This window comes from Nonomuraea cavernae, from assembly GCF_040655715.1.
In the GTDB taxonomy this organism is placed as follows: Bacteria; Actinomycetota; Actinomycetes; order Streptosporangiales; family Streptosporangiaceae; genus Nonomuraea; species Nonomuraea cavernae_A.
On the sequence record NZ_JBFAKL010000029.1, the window covers coordinates 35,679 to 56,690 of the forward strand.

The 21,012-nt window shown below is 70.1% G+C and carries 17 protein-coding genes; 9 read left to right on the forward strand and 8 right to left on the reverse strand.

Features of this window, described 5'->3' with window-relative positions; all coding sequences use genetic code 11:
* Positions 1-56: 56 nt before the first annotated feature.
* Positions 57-2,171, reverse strand: coding sequence for a RecQ family ATP-dependent DNA helicase (locus AB0I38_RS32640; RefSeq protein WP_358488865.1), 2,115 nt, complete (start codon positions 2,169-2,171; stop codon positions 57-59).
* 201 nt (positions 2,172-2,372) lie between these two features.
* Between AB0I38_RS32640 and AB0I38_RS32645 the strand changes: the two genes are divergently transcribed.
* Positions 2,373-4,874, forward strand: coding sequence for a DNA gyrase/topoisomerase IV subunit A (locus AB0I38_RS32645; protein ID WP_436838797.1), 2,502 nt, complete (start codon positions 2,373-2,375; stop codon positions 4,872-4,874).
* Between the two features lie 316 nt (positions 4,875-5,190).
* The gene (locus tag AB0I38_RS32650) at positions 5,191-8,238 is read left to right on the forward strand and encodes a glycoside hydrolase family 3 N-terminal domain-containing protein (RefSeq protein ID WP_358488875.1); all 3,048 of its coding nucleotides are present in this window, start codon (positions 5,191-5,193) and stop codon (positions 8,236-8,238) included.
* Positions 8,239-8,289: 51 nt separating this feature from the next.
* On the opposite strand, the gene AB0I38_RS32655 is transcribed toward AB0I38_RS32650, so the two are convergent.
* Positions 8,290-8,661: a VOC family protein gene (locus tag AB0I38_RS32655; protein WP_358488880.1), complete on the reverse strand. Its 372-nt coding sequence runs from the start codon at positions 8,659-8,661 to the stop codon at positions 8,290-8,292.
* A gap of 51 nt (positions 8,662-8,712) precedes the next feature.
* On the opposite strand from AB0I38_RS32655, the gene AB0I38_RS32660 reads away from it, so the two are divergent.
* Positions 8,713-9,276, forward strand: coding sequence for a thioredoxin family protein (locus AB0I38_RS32660; RefSeq protein WP_358488888.1), 564 nt, complete (start codon positions 8,713-8,715; stop codon positions 9,274-9,276).
* Between the two features lie 3 nt (positions 9,277-9,279).
* Here the strand turns inward: AB0I38_RS32660 and AB0I38_RS32665 are convergent, their stop codons facing one another.
* Complete coding sequence (locus AB0I38_RS32665; protein ID WP_358488892.1) at positions 9,280-9,594, reverse strand: hypothetical protein; 315 nt, start codon at positions 9,592-9,594, stop codon at positions 9,280-9,282.
* A gap of 138 nt (positions 9,595-9,732) precedes the next feature.
* Here AB0I38_RS32665 and AB0I38_RS32670 point away from each other — a divergent pair, with 138 nt between their 5' ends.
* Together AB0I38_RS32670 and ligA are read left to right on the forward strand one after the other, a co-directional pair.
* Entirely contained in the window at positions 9,733-10,227 is a 495-nt protein-coding gene (locus AB0I38_RS32670; protein ID WP_358488897.1) for a beta-class carbonic anhydrase, read from the forward strand.
* A 44-nt stretch (positions 10,228-10,271) separates the two neighbouring features.
* On the forward strand, positions 10,272-12,350 hold the full coding sequence (ligA, locus tag AB0I38_RS32675) for an NAD-dependent DNA ligase LigA (RefSeq protein WP_358488902.1): 2,079 nt from the start codon (positions 10,272-10,274) through the stop codon (positions 12,348-12,350).
* A gap of 172 nt (positions 12,351-12,522) precedes the next feature.
* Here ligA and AB0I38_RS32680 read toward each other — a convergent pair whose 3' ends face one another.
* On the reverse strand, positions 12,523-13,173 hold the full coding sequence (locus AB0I38_RS32680; RefSeq protein WP_358488907.1) for an NADPH-dependent F420 reductase: 651 nt from the start codon (positions 13,171-13,173) through the stop codon (positions 12,523-12,525).
* Between the two features lie 65 nt (positions 13,174-13,238).
* Here AB0I38_RS32680 and AB0I38_RS32685 point away from each other — a divergent pair, with 65 nt between their 5' ends.
* Positions 13,239-13,676 (forward strand): winged helix-turn-helix transcriptional regulator, encoded by a 438-nt coding sequence (locus AB0I38_RS32685; protein WP_358488915.1) that lies wholly within the window; start codon positions 13,239-13,241, stop codon positions 13,674-13,676.
* A 21-nt stretch (positions 13,677-13,697) separates the two neighbouring features.
* Here the strand turns inward: AB0I38_RS32685 and AB0I38_RS32690 are convergent, their stop codons facing one another.
* Positions 13,698-13,943: a hypothetical protein gene (locus AB0I38_RS32690; RefSeq protein ID WP_358488921.1), complete on the reverse strand. Its 246-nt coding sequence runs from the start codon at positions 13,941-13,943 to the stop codon at positions 13,698-13,700.
* A 145-nt stretch (positions 13,944-14,088) separates the two neighbouring features.
* On the opposite strand from AB0I38_RS32690, the gene AB0I38_RS32695 reads away from it, so the two are divergent.
* Positions 14,089-14,805, forward strand: a complete 717-nt coding sequence (locus AB0I38_RS32695; protein ID WP_358488926.1) for a GlxA family transcriptional regulator — start codon at positions 14,089-14,091, stop codon at positions 14,803-14,805.
* Positions 14,806-14,874: 69 nt separating this feature from the next.
* Here AB0I38_RS32695 and AB0I38_RS32700 read toward each other — a convergent pair whose 3' ends face one another.
* Positions 14,875-16,299 carry a WGR domain-containing protein gene (locus AB0I38_RS32700; protein ID WP_358488931.1) on the reverse strand — a complete coding sequence of 475 codons (1,425 nt, stop codon included), beginning with the start codon at positions 16,297-16,299 and terminating at the stop codon, positions 14,875-14,877.
* A gap of 462 nt (positions 16,300-16,761) precedes the next feature.
* Positions 16,762-18,828 carry a DNA gyrase/topoisomerase IV subunit B gene (locus AB0I38_RS32705; protein ID WP_358488941.1) on the reverse strand — a complete coding sequence of 689 codons (2,067 nt, stop codon included), beginning with the start codon at positions 18,826-18,828 and terminating at the stop codon, positions 16,762-16,764.
* Between the two features lie 246 nt (positions 18,829-19,074).
* On the opposite strand from AB0I38_RS32705, the gene AB0I38_RS32710 reads away from it, so the two are divergent.
* Positions 19,075-19,299: a DUF7455 domain-containing protein gene (locus AB0I38_RS32710; RefSeq protein WP_189127209.1), complete on the forward strand. Its 225-nt coding sequence runs from the start codon at positions 19,075-19,077 to the stop codon at positions 19,297-19,299.
* Positions 19,300-19,387: 88 nt separating this feature from the next.
* On the opposite strand, the gene AB0I38_RS32715 is transcribed toward AB0I38_RS32710, so the two are convergent.
* Positions 19,388-20,116, reverse strand: a complete 729-nt coding sequence (locus tag AB0I38_RS32715) for a GNAT family N-acetyltransferase (RefSeq protein WP_358488948.1) — start codon at positions 20,114-20,116, stop codon at positions 19,388-19,390.
* Positions 20,117-20,244: 128 nt separating this feature from the next.
* Here AB0I38_RS32715 and AB0I38_RS32720 point away from each other — a divergent pair, with 128 nt between their 5' ends.
* Complete coding sequence (locus AB0I38_RS32720; protein WP_358488953.1) at positions 20,245-20,982, forward strand: YaaA family protein; 738 nt, start codon at positions 20,245-20,247, stop codon at positions 20,980-20,982.
* The last annotated feature ends 30 nt before the right edge of the window (positions 20,983-21,012 follow it).

The following is a 21,012-nucleotide window of genomic DNA, read 5'->3' on the forward strand; positions in this document are numbered from 1 at the left end:
CGTCTGACCAGCCCGCCCGACCGGCCCGACCGGCCCGACCGATCGGTCGTCGGCGATCAGGAGGTCGTGGCGAGCGCCAGGGGCAGCACGGCCGGGGCGCCCGCGTGCCGCACGAGGGCCGTGCCCAGGGTCATCGTCCAGCCGGTGTCGATGCGGTCGTCGATCAGCAGCACCGGCCCCCCGCACTCGGCGATGGCCACGCCGAGGTCCTTGGGCATGGCCAGGGTGGCCCTGATCGCCTGCACCCGCTTGGCGCTGTTGAACTGCTGCCCGGGCGGCCCCGCGCGATAGCCCAGCTCGCCGAGGTAGGCCAGCCGCCCCACCTGGGCGAGCCGTTCGGCGAACCCGCGCACGAGCAGGGGGCGCGTCGAGGAGGGGACGCTGACCACGGCCACCGGCCGCTCGCGCCACTCCCACGCGGACAACAGCTGGATCACGGCCTTGAACATGTCGTCGGCCATCGGCCCGTCGGGGCCGTTGAACAGCTCGCGCAGCCGGTTGCCCCAGCCGATGTCGGTGAGCCGCCCGAGCGCCCTGCCCGGCTCGGCGCCGAGCTCCGGCTTGATCCGGCCGGACAGGTCGGCCAGGCCGGTCGGCCACTGCCGGCGCGCCTCGACCGGGACACCGGGCCTGCTCAGGCTCTGCCGGGCGACCTCCACCGCCTCGGTGGCGATCTCGGGCGAGCGGTGGTGGCCGGTGCAGTTGTCGCACCGGCCGCAGGGCCCGGCCGCGTCGTCGTCGAGGTGCCGTCGCAGGTAGTGCTCGCGGCACTCGGTGGTGGTCAGGTAGCCGAGCATGGCCTCCTGCTCGGCCCGGCGCTCGGCGGCGATGCGGGAGTAGCGCTCGGCGTCGTAGGCCCACGGCTCACCCGTCGACTCCCAGCCGCCCTTGACCCGGCGGACCGCGCCGTCGACGTCGAGGACCTTGAGCATCATCTCCAGGCGGCTCCGGCTCAGGTCGACGGCCGTCTCGAGCGCCTGGGTGGACATCGTGCCGCGCTCCTCCAGCGCCTGGAGCGTGGCCCGGACGACCGGCTCCGGCGGGAAGGCCAGCGAGGTGAAGTAGGCCCAGATGTCGCGGTCTTCGGTGCCGGGGAGCAGGATGACCTCGGCCCGCTCGACGCCGCGACCGGCGCGGCCGACCTGCTGGTAGTAGGCGACCGGCGACTGCGGCGCGCCCATGTGGACGACGAACCCCAGGTCGGGCTTGTCGAAGCCCATGCCCAGCGCGCTGGTGGCGACCAGGGCCTTGATCTTGTTGTTGAGCAGCGCCTCCTCGGCCGCCAGCCGCTCGGCCGGGTCGGTCTGCCCGGAGTAGGCCGCCACCTCGTGGCCCTGCTCGCGCAGGTAGGCGGCGATCTCGTGGGCCGCCGCCACGGTCAGGGTGTAGACGATGCCGGAGCCGGGCAGCTCGCGCAGCGTCTGGGTCAGCCAGGCCAGCCGTTGCTCGGCCGTCGGCAGGCGCACCGCGCTGAGATGCAGGCTGTCGCGCTCCAGCGGCCCACGCAGCACCAGCGGTTCGTCGGCGTCGGACCGGACGTCCGCGGGCGGGCGCAGTTGTTCGGCGACGTCGCGGGTGACGCGGGCGTTGGCCGTGGCGGTGGTCGCCAGCACCGGGATGCCGGGCGGCAGCTCCTCGAAGAGCGTGGCCAGCCTGCGGTAGTCGGGCCGGAAGTCGTGCCCCCAATCGGAGATGCAGTGGGCCTCGTCGACCACCACCAGCCCGGCGCTCTCGGCCAGCTCGGGCAGCACGTTGTCGCGGAAGTCGGGGTTGTTGAGCCGCTCGGGGCTGACCAGCAGCACGTCGACCAGCCCGTCCGCGACCCGGCCGTAGACCTCCTCCCACGCCTCGGGGTTGGCGGAGTTGATCGTGACGGCGCGGATGCCGGCCCGCTCGGCGGCGGCGATCTGGTTGCGCATCAGCGCGAGCAGCGGCGAGACGATGACCGTGGGCCCCTCGCCGAGCTCGCGCAGCAGCGCGGTGGCCACGAAGTAGACGGCGGACTTGCCCCAGCCGGTGCGTTGCACCACGAGCACTCTGCGGCGGTCGACGACGAGCGCCTCGATGGCGGTCCACTGGTCGTCGCGGAGCCGGGCGTGCTCTCCGGCGAGCGCCCGCAGCCGCCCCTCGGCCTCTTCGCGCAGCATCGCCACATCGGGGGCTTCAATCATGTGTTCCTTGTTACCAGGTCCCGCCGACATCCCGCGCCCATCCGGGCGGGTCACGACACCTTCTGGAGCCGGAAACCATCTGTTTTCGGAACGAAACACCCAAGCAATTGCTTGGGTGACTGGAGTGACGGCGCCGGTCACCGCCGTCGCGCGGAACCGAAGTGTCGCGGGCACTAGGGTTTCTTCGGCACAATGTTCGACATGGCCCGACGCACGACAACACCCCCTCCCGAGGATTTCGAGGAGCGGATCGTCGACATCGACGTCTCCTCCGAGATGCGCACGAGCTTCCTCGAGTACGCCTACTCGGTCATCTACCAGCGGGCGCTCCCCGACGCGCGCGACGGCCTCAAGCCGGTGCAGCGGCGCATCCTCTACTCGATGAGCGAGATGGGCCTGCGTCCCGATCGCGGCCACGTCAAGTCCTCCCGCGTCGTCGGCGACGTGATGGGCAAGCTCCACCCCCACGGTGACAGCGCCATCTACGACGCCCTCGTCCGCCTCGCGCAGCCGTTCTCCATGCGCCTGCCGCTGGTCGACGGGCACGGCAACTTCGGCTCCCCCGACGACCTGCCGGCCGCCATGCGTTACACCGAGGCCAGGCTGGCCCCGGCCGCGATGCTGATGGTCGAGTCGCTCGACGAGGACACGGTCGGCTTCAAGCCCAACTACGACGGCCAGGAGACCGAGCCCACGGTCATGCCGTCGGCGTTCCCCAACCTGCTGGTCAACGGCACGACCGGCATCGCGGTCGGCATGGCGACCAACATGGCGCCGCACAACCTCACCGAGGTCGTGGCCGCCGCCCGCCATCTGATCAAAAAGCCCGACGCGACGCTCGACGAGCTCATGCGCTTCGTCCCGGGCCCCGACCTGCCGACCGGCGGCTCGATCATCGGCCTGCAGGGCGTCCGCGACGCCTACGAGACGGGCCGCGGCACCTTCCGGATGCGCGCCAGGTGCGCGATCGAGCAGATCACGCCGCGCCGCAAGGGCATCATCGTCACCGAACTGCCCTACAACGTCGGGCCCGAGCGCGTGGTCACCAAAATCAAGGAGCTGGTGACCAGCAAGAAGCTCCAGGGCATCGCCGACCTCAAGGACCTCACCGACCGGCACAAGGGCCTGCGCCTGGTCATCGAGATCAAGAACGGCTTCATCCCCGAGGCGGTGCTGGAGGAGCTCTACCGGCTGACGCCGATGGAGGAGACGTTCGGCATCAACAACGTCGCGCTGGTCGACGGCGAGCCGCGCACGCTGGGCCTGCGCGAGCTGCTGCGGGTCTACGTCGACCACCGGATCGAGGTCGTGCGCCGCAGGTCCGAATACCGCCGCCGCAAGCGCGAGGAGCGGCTCCACCTGGTCGACGGCCTCATCGTCGCACTGCTCAACATCGACGAGGTCATCCAGGTCATCCGGGCCTCCGACGACTCGGCTCAAGCCCGGACCCGGCTGATGGAGGTCTTCGACCTCACCGACATCCAGGCCGCGTACATCCTCGACACGCCGCTGCGCCGGTTGACCCGCTACGACAAGCTGGAGCTCGACCGCGAGAAGCAGGTGCTGTCCGACGAGATCGCCGAGCTGACCGGCATCCTGTCCTCCGACACCCGGCTGCGCCAGGTGGTGTCCGGCGAGCTCGCCGAGATCGCGAAGAAGTACGGCACTCCGCGCCGCACCGTGCTGCTGGAGGCGTCCGGCGCCACCCGCACCCCCACGGTCGAGCTGCAGGTGGCCGACGAGCCGTGCCTGGCCCTGCTCTCCTCCACCGGCCTGCTGGCCCGCACCACCGACGTCTCCCCGCTGGCCGGCGAGGGCGAACGCACAGCGCACGACGTGCTGGTGGCCGCGGTCCGCACCTCCGTCAGAGGCGAGGTCGGCGTCGTGACGTCCCTGGGCCGGCTGATCCGCGTCCAGGTGGTCGACCTGCCCACGCTGCCGCCCTCGGCCAACCCGCCGTCGCTGTCGGGCGGCCATCCGGTCGCCGAGTTCGTCTCGTTGCAGCCCGACGAGACGGTCGTGGGCCTGGGCAGCCTCGATCCCGACGGTCCCGGCCTCGCTCTCGGCACCGCCCAGGGCGTGGTCAAGCGGGTGGTGCCCGAATATCCGGCCAACCGCGACGACTTCGAGGTGATCACCCTCAAGGACGGCGACACCGTCGTGGGGGCGGTCGAGCTCGACTCCGAGGCACACGATCTGGTCTTCATCACCTCCGACGCCCAGCTGCTGCGCTACTCCGCCTCCCTCGTCCGCCCGCAAGGCCGGCCCGCGGGCGGCATGACGGGCATCCGGCTCGACGACGGGGCCCGCGTGGTGTGGTTCGGCGCGGTCGACCCGTCCCTTCCGTCCCAGGTGGTGACCGTGGCGGGCTCGTCCACCGCGCTTCCCGGCACCCAGGTGGGCGGCGGCAAGGTGGCCGACTACGCGGAGTTCCCGGCCAAGGGCCGGGCCACGGGCGGTGTCCGCGCCCAGCGATTCCTCAAGGGCGAGGACGTGCTGCTGCTGGCCTGGGCGGGCCCTGCTCCGGCCAAGGCCGTCTCCGCGGTGGGCAAGCCGGTGCCGCTGCCTGAGGAAGTCGGCCGCCGAGACGGCTCGGGCGTCCGGCTCACCCACACCATCGGGGCGATCGGCGGCGCCCTCGGCTCCGGCCCGGTCAGCGGGGACACGGCGGCTCCGGAGGATTCGGCGCCACCGGAGGGTTAGACCTCCCGGGAGGGTGAGACACCGCTCTGCCAGGGCTTCCCCGGCGGAGCGGTGATCGCTCTATTCGCTGAACGACACACGGCACTGGCCGCACTGGCCGCACTTGCCGCACTTGCCGCACTTGCCGAGCGACGCACGCCACTTATCGCACTTGCCGCAGCGACACACGGCAGGTGCGGCGCTGGTCCTTCGTGACGACGACCTTGTTCCTGAGGAAGTCTCTGACCAGGGATCTAACAGCGATATTTCATCGGATGTTATGAAACGGCCTCGCCTTCCGATCTCATCTGAGAGAGCGCTCTCTCTAGGAGGCACCGTGTTCCGATCAAGGACCCCGATCTGGGCCGCCCTGGCCCTGCTCGGGTCGCTCCTCGTCGTCCCACCCGCCCAGGCGGCCGCCGACCTCACCATCACCGACTTCGAGACAGACGGCCTGCCGCCGGGCGTCGCGGCCTGGGGCAACGACGGCCCGTCCACCCCCGTCCTGACCATCGAGCCGGGCGCCGACCGGCCCGGTGCGCCCGCCGCCAACCGAATCCTCAAGTCCGTCTACGACGTGAGCCAATGGGGCGGTTGGTCCCACGACCTGACCGCCACCCAGGACTGGTCCCCGTACGAGGGCTTCTCCTTCTGGGTCAACGGCTCCGGATCGGGCCAGCGGATCTTCTTCGAGGTCAAGGACGGCGGCGGTGGAGCGGGCAGCTCCGAGCTGTTCGAGTCGTCCTTCACCGACGACAGCGCCGGCTGGCGGCAGGTGAAGGTGCCGTTCGCCGACTTCGTCCGCCGCGCCGACTACCAGCCTGGCGGCGCGCCGACAGACGGCGAGCTGGACCTCGACGCCATGTGGGGCTACAGCATGCGGCTGCCGGTCGCGTCCGGCACGCTGCTCTGGGACGACGTGCAGGTGTACGGCACCGCTCCCCCACGCCCGGTACGGCTGGCCACGGACCGCCCGGTCTACCCGGTCGACGAGAAGGGCTCGGTGCAGGTCCGCGTCTCGGTGACGACGGCCACGGGCGAGCCGCTGCCGGCCGACCTGGCCGTCGGCTACCGCACCGGCGAGGGCACGGCGACTCCCGGCGAGGACTACACGGCGGTCGAGGGCACCCTGACCTTCCCCGCCGGCACCACCTCGGGCTCCGCCAGGTCCTTCACCGTCAGGACACGCGGCGACGGCTCGGCCGAGGCCGCCGAGACCATCCCGATCGTGCTGTCGGGCACCGGCACCAGGCCGCCGGCCGAGAATCCGGCCATCGTGATCAACGCGCACGGCCTGCCGTACCTCGACGCTCGCAGGCCGGTCAAGCAGCGCGTCGCCGACCTCCTCGGGCGCATGACGCTCGACGAGAAGGTCGGGCAGATGACGCAGGCCGAACGCGGCGCGCTGGCCAGTCCCAACGACATCGCCGCCTACCGGCTCGGCTCCCTGCTGTCGGGCGGCGGCTCCACGCCTGCCACCAACACCCCCACGGCCTGGGCCGACATGATCGACGGCTTCCAGCTACAGGCCCAGCAGACCAGGCTGCAGATCCCGCTCATCTACGGAGTGGACGCCGTGCACGGCCACAACAACGTGGTCGGCGCGACGATCTTCCCGCACAACGTGGGGCTCGGCGCCACCCGCGACCCCGAGCTGGTCGAGCGGACCGGCGAGATCACCGCGCGCGAGGTGAAGGCGACGGGCATCCCGTGGAACTTCTCGCCGTGCCTGTGCGTCTCACGTGACGACCGCTGGGGACGCGCGTACGAGTCGTTCAGCGAGGACCCGGCCCTGGTGTCGCGGATGGCGACGATCATCGACGGCCTTCAGGACAACGGCGTGCTGGCCACGGCCAAGCACTACGTCGGCGACGGCGGCACGACCTTCGGCTCCTCGACGACCGGCGACTACACGATCGACCAGGGCGTCACCGAGGGCAGCCGGGCGCAGTTGGAGGCCATCCACCTGACGCCGTTCGTGGAAGCGGTAAGGCGCGGCGTGGCCAGCGTGATGCCGTCGTTCTCCAGCGTCGACCACGGCCAGGGGCCGACGAAGATGCACGCGCACCGCGAGCTGATCACCGACGTGCTGAAGGACCGGCTCGGGTTCAAGGGCTTGGTGATCAGTGACTGGCAGGCCATCGACCAGATCCCCGGCGACTACCCGAGCGACGTGCGCGTCTCGGTCAACGCCGGACTCGACATGATCATGGTGCCGTACGCCTACCCGGCGTTCGTCGCCACCCTGAAGGCCGAGGTCGAGGCCGGGCGGGTGCCGCTCGCGCGGGTCGACGACGCGGTGGCCAGGATCCTCACCCAGAAGTTCCGGCTGGGCCTGTTCGAACGTCCCTACGCCGACCGGTCACACCTCGCCGACGTCGGCTCGCCCGCGCACCGCGCCGTCGCCCGCACTGCGGCGGCCAGGTCGCAGGTGCTGCTGAAGAACGAGGGCGGCCTGCTCCCGCTGCGCCGCGACTCCAAGGTGTACGTCGCCGGGTCCAACGCCGACGACATCGGCAACCAGTCGGGCGGCTGGACGATCACCTGGCAGGGCTCCTCGGGGCCGATCACGCCAGGCACCACGATCCTGTCGGCCATCCGCTCCCGCGCCTCCGCCGTGACCTACTCGCGTGACGCCTCGGCGCCGCTGCCGGGGCATGACGTGGGCGTCGTGGTGGTGGGCGAGACCCCGTACGCGGAGGGATTCGGCGACGTCGGGCGCCAGGGGCGCACGCTGGAGCCGTCCGCCGCCGACCAGGCCGCGATCGACCGGGTGTGCGGGGCGATGAAGTGCGTCGTGCTGGTCGTCTCCGGGCGGCCGCTGCTGCTGGGCGACCTGTCACGGGTGCCGGCGCTGGTGGCCGCGTGGCTGCCGGGCACCGAGGGCGCAGGGGTGACCGACCCGCTGTTCGGCGCCGTGCCGTACACCGGGCGGTTGCCGTTCACCTGGTTCCGCACGGTGGGGCAGTTGCCGATCAACGTGGGCGACGCGGCGTACGATCCGTTGTTCCCCTACGGCTGGGGGCTGCGCACCGATCGGGGCCGTGACCGCCTCAAGACGGTCCGCGACCGGCTCGCCTCCGGCGACGGGTCGTCGAAGGCCGCGGCGGCGGCGCTGACCGTGGCGCTGGCCGGCCCCAGCTGGAACACCGACGGGACGGTACGTGACACGCGCGCCGTCCTCGGCGCGCTGCGGGCCGCCACGGCGCTGCTCGAACGGTCGAAGACCGACACGTTCGCACAGGGCGACGCCGTGGTGTCGGTGGCCAGGGATCTGGCTCAGGCCGCGGGCAAGCGCCCGGACCTGCAGGCCAGGGCGGACCAGAAGCTGGCCGCGGGCGATCTCGACGCGGCGGTGGACCTGCTGGCGCAGTCGGCCCGCTGACGATCGGATCGGTCCGGGGGCCGCGACCGGCCCCCGGACCTTCCGGGCGCGTCAGTCTCTGCAGAGGCAGAACGGATGACCGGCCGGGTCGAGGAAGACGCGGAAGCTGTCGTCCTCGCTCGGCTGGTGGTCGTGCTTGGTCGCGCCGATGTCGAGCACCGCCTTCTCGGCGGCGTCGAGATCGTCGACCGTGACGTCGATGTGCAACTGCTGGGGACGCTCTGAGCGGGGCCAGATGGGCGGGCGGTATTCCTCCACCTTCTGGAACGCCAGCCGAGCGGGCGAACCGCCGTCGGTGACCACCACCCAGTCATCGTCCTGGTAGTCGATCGGCCACCCGAGCAGTTGTGAGTAGAACTCGGCAACCTTGCGCGGGTTGCCGCAGTCGATCACGGTCGTGCGGAATTCCGCGATGCCCTTCACTCAGTACCTCCAAAGCGGTTGAAACGGCGCCGATCGAGGACAATGGACGGTATGGCTGTCAACTCTTTCATGGTTCCGCTCGGCACCCCAGCGCCGTCCTTCGACCTGACCGCCATCGACGGCGGCAGCGTCTCGCTGACCGATCTCAAGGGCTCTCCCGCCACTCTCGTGGTCTTCCTGTCCAACCACTGCCCGTACGTGCGGCGCATCGAGAAGGGTCTCGCCGCCCTCGCCACCGACTACGGTTCCAGGCTGTCGATCGTCGCCATCTGCAGCAACGACAGCGTCCATTACCCCGACGACGACGCCACACACCTGGCCGAGCAGGCCGCCCGGGCCGGATTCACCTTCCCGTACCTGCTGGACGAGACGCAGGAGGTGGCGAAGGCGTACAAAGCGGCCTGCACGCCCGACTTCTTCCTGTACGACTCATCGTTCGCGCTCGTCTACCGGGGCGAGTTCGACGACGCGCGGCCCGGCAACGACGTCCCGGTCACGGGCGCGTCGCTGCGGACCGCCGTCGACGCGGTGCTGGCGGGGGATCCGGTGGACTCACCCCAGAACCCGTCGCTGGGCTGCGGCATCAAGTGGAAGCCGGGCAACGCCCCCGCATGAGGCTCAGGCGGAGGCCTTGATGGCGGCGGGAAGGGCGAGCAGCAGTTCGTGGGGCTCGCCGCCCGGCCAGTCGCGGATGAGGCGGAAACCCGCCTGTCCCGGATCGAACTCCTCGCATCCGAGCGGCCCGAAACAACCCGCCTCATCCAGTTGCAGGATGAGCGGGTCGTCGTCGGGGAGGCACGCCGCGTAGGCCGCGGTGTCGAACAACGCCAGCGCCGATCTCGCGTTGCGGCCGCCGTCGTTGATCTCCACGCGGTCGAGGAGACGACGGGCCTGGGCACGGAGGTACGCGGCGAGCGATTCGGACCTACTCACGACATCCTTCTTCGATCAGCACTTTCAGCTACGACATCATCACGCATGGTGAGGGGTGATGGTGGGACGTTCGCCAACTCCCGCCTGTCGGCCCCCCCGCGAGAGTCAGCCAAAGGCGCATGAGGGATTATTTGCGACATGAGCGCGTTCGATGATCTGTTTGCCGCCAACGCCGACTACGCCGAATCGTTCGCCTACTCCGCCCTCACCGGCACGGCGGCGCGCGGGCTCGCGGTCGTGACCTGCATGGACTCCCGCATCGACCCACTCGGGCTGCTGGGGCTCAAGGCCGGCGATGCCAAGATCCTGCGCAACGCCGGAGCCCGCGTGACCGACGACGTGCTGCGCACCCTCGTCCTGGCCGTCTACCTGCTGGGCGTACAACGCGTGCTGGTGATGCCGCACACCGACTGTGGCATGGCCAAGGTCACCGACACCGACGTGCACGACCTCACCCAGCGGCACGGCATCGACACCCGGAGCCTGGAGTTCCACACCGTCCCGGACCAGGACGCCGCCCTGCGGCACGACCTCACCCGCATCCGCACCACCCCGTTCCTCCCGGACGACCTGCCGGTGGGCGGCTCGATCTACGACGTCCGCACCGGCAGGCTGCTGCCCCTGGTGGACTGACGCGGCGCCACGGAATTGTCGGTGGCGCACGGCACGATGTGACCATGACCGAGGCACCTCCGCTCACCCCGCTCGACGACCAGGCCGCCTACGCCGCGGCCGTCCAGCTCGCCGTCGACGCCAACGCCGCCTACTACGGCAGCGGTGACTCGCCGCTCGACGACGACGCCTACGACCGGCTGATGCGCGGCATCGAGGCCTACGAGCGGGCCCACCCCGACCAGGTGCTGCCCGGCTCGCCCACCGGCAAGGTCGCCGGGGGCGCGGTCGCGGGCGACGTGCCGCACACGGTGCCCATGCTCAGCTTGGACAACGTCTTCGGCCCCGAGCAGCTGGCAGACTGGGCGGCCTCGCTGGAGCGCAGGCTCGGCCGCCCGGTCACGGCGTGGAGCGTGGAGCCCAAGCTGGACGGGTTGGCGATCTCGGCCCGCTACCGGCACGGCCGCTTGACGCAGTTGGTCACGCGGGGCAATGGCAGCGAGGGCGAGGACGTCTCGCACGCCATCGGCACCATCATCGGCCTACCCGACCGGCTGGCCGACGCGGTCACGGTGGAGCTGCGGGGCGAGGTGATGATGACGGCCTCGCAATTCGAGGACGCGTGCGCCAAGCGGCAGGCGCACGACGGCACGACGTTCGCCAACCCGCGCAGCGCCGCCGCGGGCACGTTGCGTGCGCAGGACCGGCCCTACGTGTGCGAGCTGACGTTCTTCGGCTACGGCGTGCTTCCGCCGCCCGACGACGCCTCCGAGCCGGCGGTGCGGCTGCGCGAGCTGCCGCACAGCGAGATCATGGACTGGGTCGCCACGCAGGGCGTGCAAACCACGGCCGCCACGCCTGTCGCCGGCCTCGTGGCCGAGACGCTGGAGCGGGTGCAGGAGCGCGTCGGCGAGATCGCCGCGATCCGTGCCGGACTGCCGTTCGGCATCGACGGCATCGTGATCAAATGCGATCTGGCCGCCGACCAGGCACAGGCGGGGTTCAGCTCCCGGGCACCACGGTGGGCGGTGGCCTTCAAGCTGCCACCGGTCGAGAAGGTCACTCGGCTGCTCGCTGTGGAGTGGAACACCGGCCGCACCGGCATCATCGCTCCACGCGCCGTGCTGGAGCCGGTCGAGCTCGACGGCAGCGTCGTCACATACGCCACCTTGCACAACGCGGCCGACATCGCCCGGCGCGGCCTGATGCTCGGCGACAGCGTCGTCGTCTACAAGGCCGGAGACGTGATTCCGCGGGTGGAGGCTCCCGTGGTGCACCTGCGCACCGGCGAGGAGCAGCCGATCCCCATCCCGGAGGTCTGCCCGTCCTGCGGTGACGCCATCGACGCCTCCCAGGAGCGGTGGCGATGCGTACGCGGCCGGGCATGCCGCGCGATCGCCTCCATCGTCTACGCGGCCGGCCGCGACCAGCTCGACATCGAGGGCCTGGCGGAGAACCGCATCAGGCAGATGCTCGACGCCGGTCTGATCACGGACTTCGCTGACCTGTTCTTCCTCACCCGTGAGCAGTTGCTGGGGCTGGAGCGGATGGGCGAGACCAGCAGCGACAACCTGCTGGCCGCCATCGAGCAGGCCAAGTCCCGGCCGCTCAGCCGGGTGTTCGCGGCGCTCGGTGTGCGCGGCACCGGCCGTTCCATGAGCCGCCGCATCGCCCGCCACTTCGCCACCATGGACGCCGTCCGCGCGGCCGACGCCGAGGCGATTCAGCAAGTCGAGGGCATGGGCCCGGAGAAGGCGCCCATGGTGGTGGCCGAGCTGATCGAAGTCGCGCCGTTGATCGACAAGCTGGTCAAGGCCGGGGTGCACATGACGGAGCCGGGCGTCACACCCAGTGCCGCGAGCAGCGACGCCACCGTCGTGGTCACCGACACACAACTGCCTCTTGCCGGTATGTCCGTCGTCGTTACCGGTGCGATGACCGGAAAGCTGGCAGCCCTGTCGCGCAATGAGATGAACGAACTCATCGAACGAGCCGGCGGCCGGGCGTCCTCCAGCGTCTCAGCCAGAACCAGTCTCCTGGTGGCGGGGGGAGGCGCGGGATCCAAGCGAGCGAAGGCTGAGGCGCTCGGCGTGCCTATCGTGACCTCCGACGACTTCGCCGCTCAAGTCTCCATCTATCTGTAGCGGAAGCCATCTGTAGCGGAAGCCTCAAGATCGCGGCGAGTACGCCCGCCAGACCGGGTTCGAGGTGCCGGCCCGGCGGTGGAACGGTCGCCGGCACGGCTGATGAACGCCCGGCGCAGGTGATCGACCATGCGTGGCGACCTACGCTCGGCGGGAGTTCACGTCATGGGTGTCACGCAGCCGCTGCTGGTGGGAGGCGTGGGATGGCGGAGTTGGGGTCGGTGCCGGCGAAGGCCAGCCCGATGGCGAAACCCGCGACCTCCTCCAGTTGACGAACACGATCCAGCGACCCCAGCACGGCCGGGGCCGCGCCGAGATCACGGACCAGTTCGCCGACGACGTGCAACGCGTGCGGATCGTCACCGCACATCGCCACCGTGACAGGGTCTTCGCCGCCGGCACGAGACCGCGTCCAGTGATCGGACGGGAACAAGTGGAAGGCCTTCACGACGTGCGCTCCCGGAGACAACCGGGCGATCCGCTGCGCCATCGCCTCGCCGGGGCCGGTGAGCACCACACCCACGCCGTGCTCGACGGCGTTCGTCGGGTCGATCAACGCCGTTCCCTCCAGGGAGCCGTCAGCCGCGCCCGCGCTGCGCAGCATGTCCTCGGCGCCCTGCCAGGACACCGCGAGCAGCACGGCGTCGCGATCCACGACCGCTTGGCGCGGCGTGAGGGCGCGCGCTCTGCGCTCCAGTCGATCAGCGAGTTCCTGCGCCTTCGCCGGGGATCGCCCGGCGACGGCCAGCTCATGTCCGGCGCGCGCCCAGCCCTCGCCCAGTGCCGCCGCCAGCGTTCCCGTGCCCAAAATCCCGATGCGCATCCGCATCTCCTCCCAAGTGATGATCATCCGGTGGCTACGGTAGAGAAGACGTTACGCACCGATCGGTGCGTAACACGGAGGCGATGATGGTCGGCGAGAGGAGCGATCGGGACGTGGATCGAGACAAGTTCGTGGCGGACTGCCGTGTGCGTGCGGCCACCGATCTGTTCGCCCACACGTGGGATCCTGTGGTCCTGGTGGCTCTTGCCTCTGGGTCGCGCCGGCGGCGCGAGCTGCGCGACGCCATCGGCGGCGTCAGCGACAAGGTGTTGACGCAGGCGTTGCATCGCCTGCTCGCCAACGGGCTGATCGACCGCCGAGCACATGCCGAAGCCCCGCCGCGTGTCGAATACACCCTGACCGGCCTGGGCCAGAGCTTGGTCGACGGCCCGATGAAGGCTCTCGGACACTGGGCGAACGAGCACGGCGACGAGCTTCTCGACGCTCAGGAGAGGTCTGCGCGAAACGTCATCGACGCGCGCGTGATCACGATGGCGACGTAGTCCCCTATCTGCCGGCTTTGGCTACCCCTCCGGTCCGTCGATCGGGTTGACGCCGAATCGATCGGAGAGCGGAACAACCCGCTCGAGATGGGCGAAGGCGCCCTCCGGGTGCCGACGGGCCTCGTCGAGGAAACGGCTGCGCATGCTCGACACGAAGTCGAGACGCGGATAGGTCTTCAGGATGCCGGCGAGAGTTTCTGGCTCGAGCCGTTCGTGGCCGAGCCCGGCGACGTCCACGGCGGCTCCCGCCTGGACCAGCCGGTGCACGGGAACCTCCTCGGCGACGAGGTTGGTGTGCCGCAGGATCGCCTCCTCAACCAGGTGAATCCGGTCCAGGTCCCATCCGCGCGCTTCGAGGAAGCGGCACGCGAGGTCGGCCCCGGTGCGCGCGAACTCATCCTCGCCTTGGTGGGTGTCGGTCGCCGGTCGCGGTGCGCCGAGGATCGTGTCGGTCTGCGCCGGGGCTCACATGCTCGCGGCCGCCGGGCTGCTCGACGGGCGCCGGGCGACGACGCATTGGGCGACGGCGGCACAGCTCGCCGTCGATCATCCCGAGGTGGTCGTCGAACCCGACGCGATCTTCGTGCGAGACGAGCACATCTGGACGTCAGCGGGCGTGTCCACGGGCATAGATCTCGCGCTCGCCCTGGTCGCCGAGGATCATGATGCCGAGTTGGCCCGTCGAGTCGCCCGGTGGCTTGTCATGTACGTGCGGCGGCCAGGTGGTCAGAGCCAGTTCAGCGAGTTCCTCGCGCGCTCCTCGGCCACCGACGCCGGGATCGCGCGCCTGCAGGCCTGGATCCCGGACCACCTCACCGAGGATCTGTCCAACGAGGCGCTCGCGCGCCGGACCAACCTCAGCGTCCGTCACTTCTCACGGCTCTTCCGCCAGCAGGTCGGGGTCACGCCTGCGGAGTACGTCGAGTCGGTCCGTGTGGATGCCCCGGCGCGGCACCTGCTCCACACCGGCAACGGCCTCCGGACCGTCGCGAACTCGGTCGGTCTCGGCTCGGTCGAGACGCTCCACCGGGTGTTCAAGCAACGCTTCGGCGTCACGCCTACGGCCTACCGAGAGCGTTTCACCACGCCACAAGCACCCGACCGAGAACTCCGGCCGCCCGGCGGCTGAGCCGTCCGGAGATGCCCCCTGACCGGCTCCTCGTGGCGGGGATCCCGGCCGGAGGCGGACACGCTCCCGTCACAGGAGGCGTTTGATCTCGCCGTAGGCCCGGTAGAAGCCGCCCCGCGCGGCAGAGCGGACGCCTTCGACGAGGTAGCGGGCGCCCGGTTCGCGAATGTCCTTGGGGAACTGCACGTTCCACGACTCGTAGCCGGGGCTCAGCACGTGCACGCGCAGCCGCTCGCCCTCGCGCACGCATTCCACGACCACGCCGTCGCCGGTATACGTGGTCGTCTCCACCACGACCGACGGCTCCACCACGGCGAGCGACGCCGCCGCCTTCACGTCCACCCGCTGCGGGACGGTGCCGGTGCGGGCCGCCGCGATCGCCGCCTCGCTCGCATCGACGCACGCCAGTGAGCCGTCGGTGGTGACGATGTAGAGGCGTTCGTCGAGATACTGCATGGAGAAAGCCGAACCGCAGCCGGTGCCGAGCTTCCACAGGCGCTCGCCGGAAGCGTCGAAGCAGTAGATCGAGGAGTGGCTGTCGCCCGCGAAGACGTGCCGGCCGCCTGGCGAGGTGGCGCACGAATAGACGGCCGCGTCGCAGCGGTAGACCGCCTCGACGCGGCCGTCGCCCTTGGCCAGGCGGTGCACGGCGCTGCGGGCCGTGCCGGCGTAGACGGAGTGCTCCTCCTGCCAGCCGAACAACACGTCCCCGGCACCCTGGTTCTCCCAGACGAGAGCGCCCTCGGTGGTGTAGCGGGCCACGCCTCCGGAGTGGCCGTGGTAGACGGCGTCCTCGTCGCACCTGACCATCCAGGCCGAGTCGCCTCGGCCGGTGCGCGCCCACTGAAACTCGTCCTCGTAGTCGATCGTGGTGATGCGTCCGGCCCGGTCGGAGACCCCGAGGATGCCGTCGTGGATGTCGAGCCAGTAGATGTCCACGTCGGCGGCGATCTCGTACGCGGCCCGCGGGACCTTGCCGGTCAGGTCGTACACCTTGCCGTCGTCACAGCCGGCGTAGATCCAGAAGTCGTCGGCGACGATGCACTTGACGCCGTCCGGGAGACGGTAGCGGCTGGTCACGGTCCCGTCGTGGGTGACGGTGTAGACGTCGCCGCGCTGGTTGCCCACCCAGCAGCGCTGCTCGTCCACGAAGATGCCGAACGCGGAGGCGCCACTGGCGAAGCTCCACAGCACCGGCGCCTGCTGGGCGGTGGAACGGGTGCTGGCGATCGCCCTGCGCGTGACCGACCTGCGCTGACGAACGCCCCGCACGGCGGACGCGTACCCCCTTCGGGTCTTCTCACCGATCTTCTTGGCGGCCGCCGCCTGGGCTTTCGCCTCGGTAGGAAAACTGGTGATCTTCGTCTGGCCGCTCTCGCCGATGCGCCCGTAGGTGATCGTCACCTGAGGGCCGGACACGGTCACCTCATAGAACTTGTGCGGTCCGCCGCCGTCTTCAGACAGCTCCAGGTAGGTCATGTCCGTGCTCTCCATGTGCCAGGCTTGATCAACTGTGCTGGACACTAGAGCACCGGGCCGACAAAGTCGGATTTTCCTGCTTATGCGGCTGATCCCGATCGCCGCACGCACCAGGTGAAGGCACGCCCACCCCTGACTCGCCCTCGATCCCTTTCACGGCAAGTGGACTGGTCACCTGTGGACATCATGAGTCGGACACCGAGGAAGCGCTTGCTTACTTCCCCTCCATACACCCCGGACCGTGACATTCGATGATCCTCATGGCGAAGAGCGCCACGCCGGCAGGCCAGGCAACGAGTTTCCCACCCCCTCAACGCTGAGCGGTGCGGACGTTCGCCGCGGACTGGTCGATGCCCAACGCCTCGACCAGGAGCGGCGATCCGGGCGAAGCCACCGCTGACGATCGACCCGTACAGCCCGGACACCACCGGACTCAAACAGCCCGGACATCTCGGGTCGATGGGGGGCGGATCGCGGTCAGGCGTCGATGTGGTCGCGGTCGACCTCGGCGGCGCTCTTGACGATGAACTCGCGGCGGGGCGCCACCTCGCTGCCCATGAGAAGGCTGAAGATGCTCTCGGCCCCTTCGGCGTCCTCGATGCGGACGCGGCGCAGAATGCGGTGGCGAGGATCCATGGTGGTCTCGGCCAGCTGGTCGGCGTCCATCTCACCCAAGCCCTTGTAGCGCTGCACGGGCTCCTTCCAGCGCTTGCCACGGCGCTCCAGGCCGCGCAGCACCTTGTGCAACTCCGCGTCGGAGTAGCAGTAGATGTATTTCTCCTTGCCCCTGCCCGGGTTGCTGAGCTCGATCCGGTGCAGGGGCGGCACGGCGGCGAACACGCGGCCCGCCTCGACCATGGGACGCATGTAGCGGTGGAACAGCGTGAGCAGCAGGCAGCGGATGTGGGCGCCGTCGACATCGGCGTCGGCCATCAGGATGATCTTGCCGTAGCGAGCCGCGTCGAGGTCGAAGGAGCGGCCCGAACCGGCGCCGACCACCTGGATGATCGCGGCGCACTCGGCGTTCTTGAGCATGTCGCTCACGGACGCCTTCTGGACATTGAGGATCTTGCCCCGGATGGGCAGCAGCGCCTGGAACTCCGAATCGCGGGCCAGCTTGGCCGTGCCCAGCGCCGAGTCGCCCTCGACGATGAACAGCTCGCTGCGGTCGACGTCGTCGCTGCGGCAGTCGACCAGCTTGGCGGGAAGGGCGGAGTTTTCGAGCGCGCTCTTGCGGCGCTGGTTGTCGCGGTGCTCGCGGGCCGCGATGCGGGCCTTGGCGGCGGCGACGATCTTCTCCAGCGCGGCCCGGAGCGGCTGCTTGAAGCCGCGCGGCGGGTTGGCGAACAGCTCCTTGAGCTCGCGCGAGACGACGTGGGAGACGATGCGGGTGGCCGCGGAGGTGCCGAGCACCTCCTTGGTCTGGCCCTCGAACTGCGGCTCCGGCACCCGGACGGTGACGACCCCGGTGAGGCCCTCAAGGATGTCCTCCTTGGTGACCGGGTCGTCGCCGTTCTTGAGCAGCCGGGTTTCGCGCAACTGCTCGTTGATCGTACGGACGAGGCCGCGTTCGAAGCCGGTGAGGTGGGTGCCGCCCTTGGGGGTGGCGATCACGTTGACGAACGAGCGGATGGTCGACTCGTAGCCCTTGCCCCAGCGCACGGCCACGTCGACGGTGAGCTCGCGCTGCACCTCGGTCGGCGTCATGTGACCCTGGTCGTCGAGAACCGGCACGGTCTCGTGGAAGTGGCCGACGCCCTGGAGTCGGAGCACGTCGCAGACGGCCTCGTCGCGGGCCAGGAACTCGGTGAACTCGGAGATGCCGCCGTCGAAGCGGAACTCCTCCTCGATGCGCTCCTCGTGCCTGCTGTCGATCACCACGAGGGTGAGACCGGGCACCAGGAAGGCGGTCTGGCGGAGCCTGACGTGGATCTCGTCGAGCGACACCTCGGCGTCGGGCAGGAAGATCTGCTTGTCGGCCCAGAAACGGACCCGGGTGCCGGTGACCCTCTTGGGCAGCTTGCCGCCGTCGCGCAGGCCGGACTTCTTCTTGAACTTGGCGGTCGGCCCGTCGCCGTCGAACACGCCCGGCACGCCGCGCCGGAAGCTGATCTCGTGGATCCGCCCGTCACGGTCGACCTCGACGTCGAGGCGCGAGGACAGGGCGTTGACCACGGAGGCGCCCACGCCGTGGAGGCCGCCGGACGCGCCGTAGGAACCGCCGCCGAACTTGCCGCCCGCATGAAGCTTGGTATAGACGAGCTCGACCCCGGCCAGGCCGCTCTTGGGCTCGACGTCCACCGGAATGCCCCGGCCGTCGTCGCGCACCTCGATGGAGCCGTCGGTGTGCAACTCGACCTCGATGCGGGTGCAGTGGCCCGCGAGCGCCTCGTCGACGCCGTTGTCCACGATCTCCCAGAGGCAGTGCATCAACCCGCGACTGTCGGTGGACCCGATGTACATGCCCGGGCGCTTGCGGACCGCTTCGAGGCCCTCCAGCACCGACAGGTGACGAGCCGTGTAACCCGCCTCCACTAGCGTCACTCCGGCTCCTCTGGTTTAGGCTCGAACACCAGTGCGTAGCTTACCGTTCTTCCCCTACGCACGCGTACAAGCTTGCCACGTCGTGATGTTTGCCGTTACCAAGCGACTGATCATCATTACTTTCGGACACATTCTGCTCTCGGCGTATTGGTGCGGCGGTTGGGAACGTCCACGTCCGGTTAGATGTTGTCTCAAGTGACTGACGCCAGATCCTCGCTCCGGCGAGGGTGACCCGAAAGGCGATACGTGACTGGAGCTCTCGCCCCCGTTAAGCCGCTGACGGCCCTCGACCGATGCGACCGTTGCGGCGCCCAGGCATACATTCGCGCGACCCTGCCCGTGGGCGGGGAACTGCTGTTCTGCGCCCACCACGGGCGTCAGCACATCGCGGCGTTGCGCGACAAGGGCGCCGACATCCTGGACGAGTCGGCTCGGCTCAGCGAACCATCGATAATTGCCCCTAACGACTAGCGCTGATCGGCGCTGGTCGTGATGAGATAACCACATATCGCGTGAAGAAGGACGGCGATCCCGACATGCCGGGGGTCGCCGTTCTGCTTCACCGCACCTGGGAGTCATCGCCAGCCCGCACCCGGTAGTGATAGCCACCCCGCGCACCGAAGCCCTCGCTCCGATACAGAGCCTGGGCGGCCCCGTTGGGCTCGGTGACGACCAGGTAGGCCGAGTTCGCGCCGCCTCGCCGCATCAGGGCACGCAGCACGCTGCGGCCCAGTCCACGGCGACGCGCCGCCGGCAGCGTGGCCATGCAGTAGATCCCGAACGTGTCGCCCTGCGGCACTCCTCGCCCGACGGCGACCGGCACACCGTCCTCCTCGATCGCGGCATACCAGGCGGGCACTCCTGTGCAGATGCGCTCTGCCGTGTCCATGCCCTCCCCGAAACGGCCGTCCACGGCCCACCACGTCTCCAGCCACGCCGGCCAGGGAGCGTCCTCGATCCGCACCTCGTGAGCAGCGTGAGAAGAGGCCTGCCCCGCCGTGCCCACCATGACCACGGTCGGGTCGACCAGCGCGTACCCCCTCGCCGCGAGCTCGGCGTCGAGCCCGATGGCGGCGCCCTGCCCCATCGAGAAGACACAGGGCAGTCCCCGGGCGGCGTAGTAGCTCTCGGCGGCCGCGATCGCGGCGCCGAGGTCGGCGGGCGCGCCCAGCGGCAGCACCGAGTTGGCCCGCTTGGTCACGCCTCCGGCGTGGCGCAGGATCCAGCCGTCGTGCACATGCTGCTCCCAGGCGGGCCAGGCCTGGTGGACGAGGAGGTCGACGTTCACCTCGCGCAGCCTAGCCCCCACCCCGCGCAGCACGGCCCCACCCCGCGCAGCACGGCCCGGCCCCCACCCCGAGGAGCGGTCAGAGGCGGCGGCATAGGCGCTGGGCTGGGGCAATAGGCTGTGGGCTCGTGCTGATTCTGTTGCCGCCGTCCGAAGGCAAGGCGCTCGAAGGGAACGGGCCGCCGGTGGGCGAGCTGTCCTTCCCCACGCTCGACAAGCCTCGCAAGCGGGTGCTCACCGCGTTGATCAAGGCGTCGAAGCGGCGGGACGCCCTGGACGTGCTGGGGCTGACGCCCGGCCTGGCAGGCGAGCTGATCAGAAACCAGGCGCTCAGAACCGCCGCCACGCTACCGGCCGCCGAGCTCTACACCGGCGTCCTCTACGACAACCTGGGCCTCGGCACGCTCGACGACGATGCCCGGCGGCGGGCTGAAGAGTCGGTGCTCATCTTCTCGGGCCTGTGGGGTGTACTGAAGGTCACGGACCAGGTGCCGCCCTACCGACTGTCGATGGGCGTCAACCTGCCTCCCCTGGGCGGCCTGGCCACGTTCTGGCGCCCCCTGCTGTCCAAGCAGCTCGACCGGTTGCCCGGTCTGGTGGTCGACCTGCGCTCGGCGACCTACGCGGGCGCGTGGCAGCCGGGAGACCGGTCGGTGGCCGTGCGTGTCTTCAGGGACGGCAAGGTCGTCAGCCACATGGCCAAGGCGACACGGGGCGAGATCGCCCGCGCCCTGCTCGAAAGCGGGGCCGATCCCGCGACCCCCGCCGAGTTCGCCAAGATCGTTGACGCCCTGGGCCACACCTGCCGCCTCACCGAGCCGGCTCGGGCCACCCGGCCCTGGACCCTGGACGTGGACACCGCCTGACGCACATCGGGCCCCGCGCCGAGAAACGGC

Excerpts from the sequence above, each read along its gene's own strand:
- AB0I38_RS32645 (WP_436838797.1), top strand. The coding sequence starts at position 2,373 with ATGGCCCGACGCACGACAACACCCCCTCCCGAGGATTTCGAGGAGCGG.
- AB0I38_RS32660 (WP_358488888.1), top strand. The coding sequence starts at position 8,713 with ATGGCTGTCAACTCTTTCATGGTTCCGCTCGGCACCCCAGCGCCGTCC.
- AB0I38_RS32670 (WP_358488897.1), top strand. The coding sequence starts at position 9,733 with ATGAGCGCGTTCGATGATCTGTTTGCCGCCAACGCCGACTACGCCGAA.
- AB0I38_RS32700 (WP_358488931.1), bottom strand. The coding sequence starts at position 16,299 with ATGGAGAGCACGGACATGACCTACCTGGAGCTGTCTGAAGACGGCGGC.
- ligA (WP_358488902.1), top strand. The coding sequence starts at position 10,272 with ATGACCGAGGCACCTCCGCTCACCCCGCTCGACGACCAGGCCGCCTAC.
- AB0I38_RS32640 (WP_358488865.1), bottom strand. The coding sequence starts at position 2,171 with ATGATTGAAGCCCCCGATGTGGCGATGCTGCGCGAAGAGGCCGAGGGG.
- AB0I38_RS32680 (WP_358488907.1), bottom strand. The coding sequence starts at position 13,173 with ATGCGCATCGGGATTTTGGGCACGGGAACGCTGGCGGCGGCACTGGGC.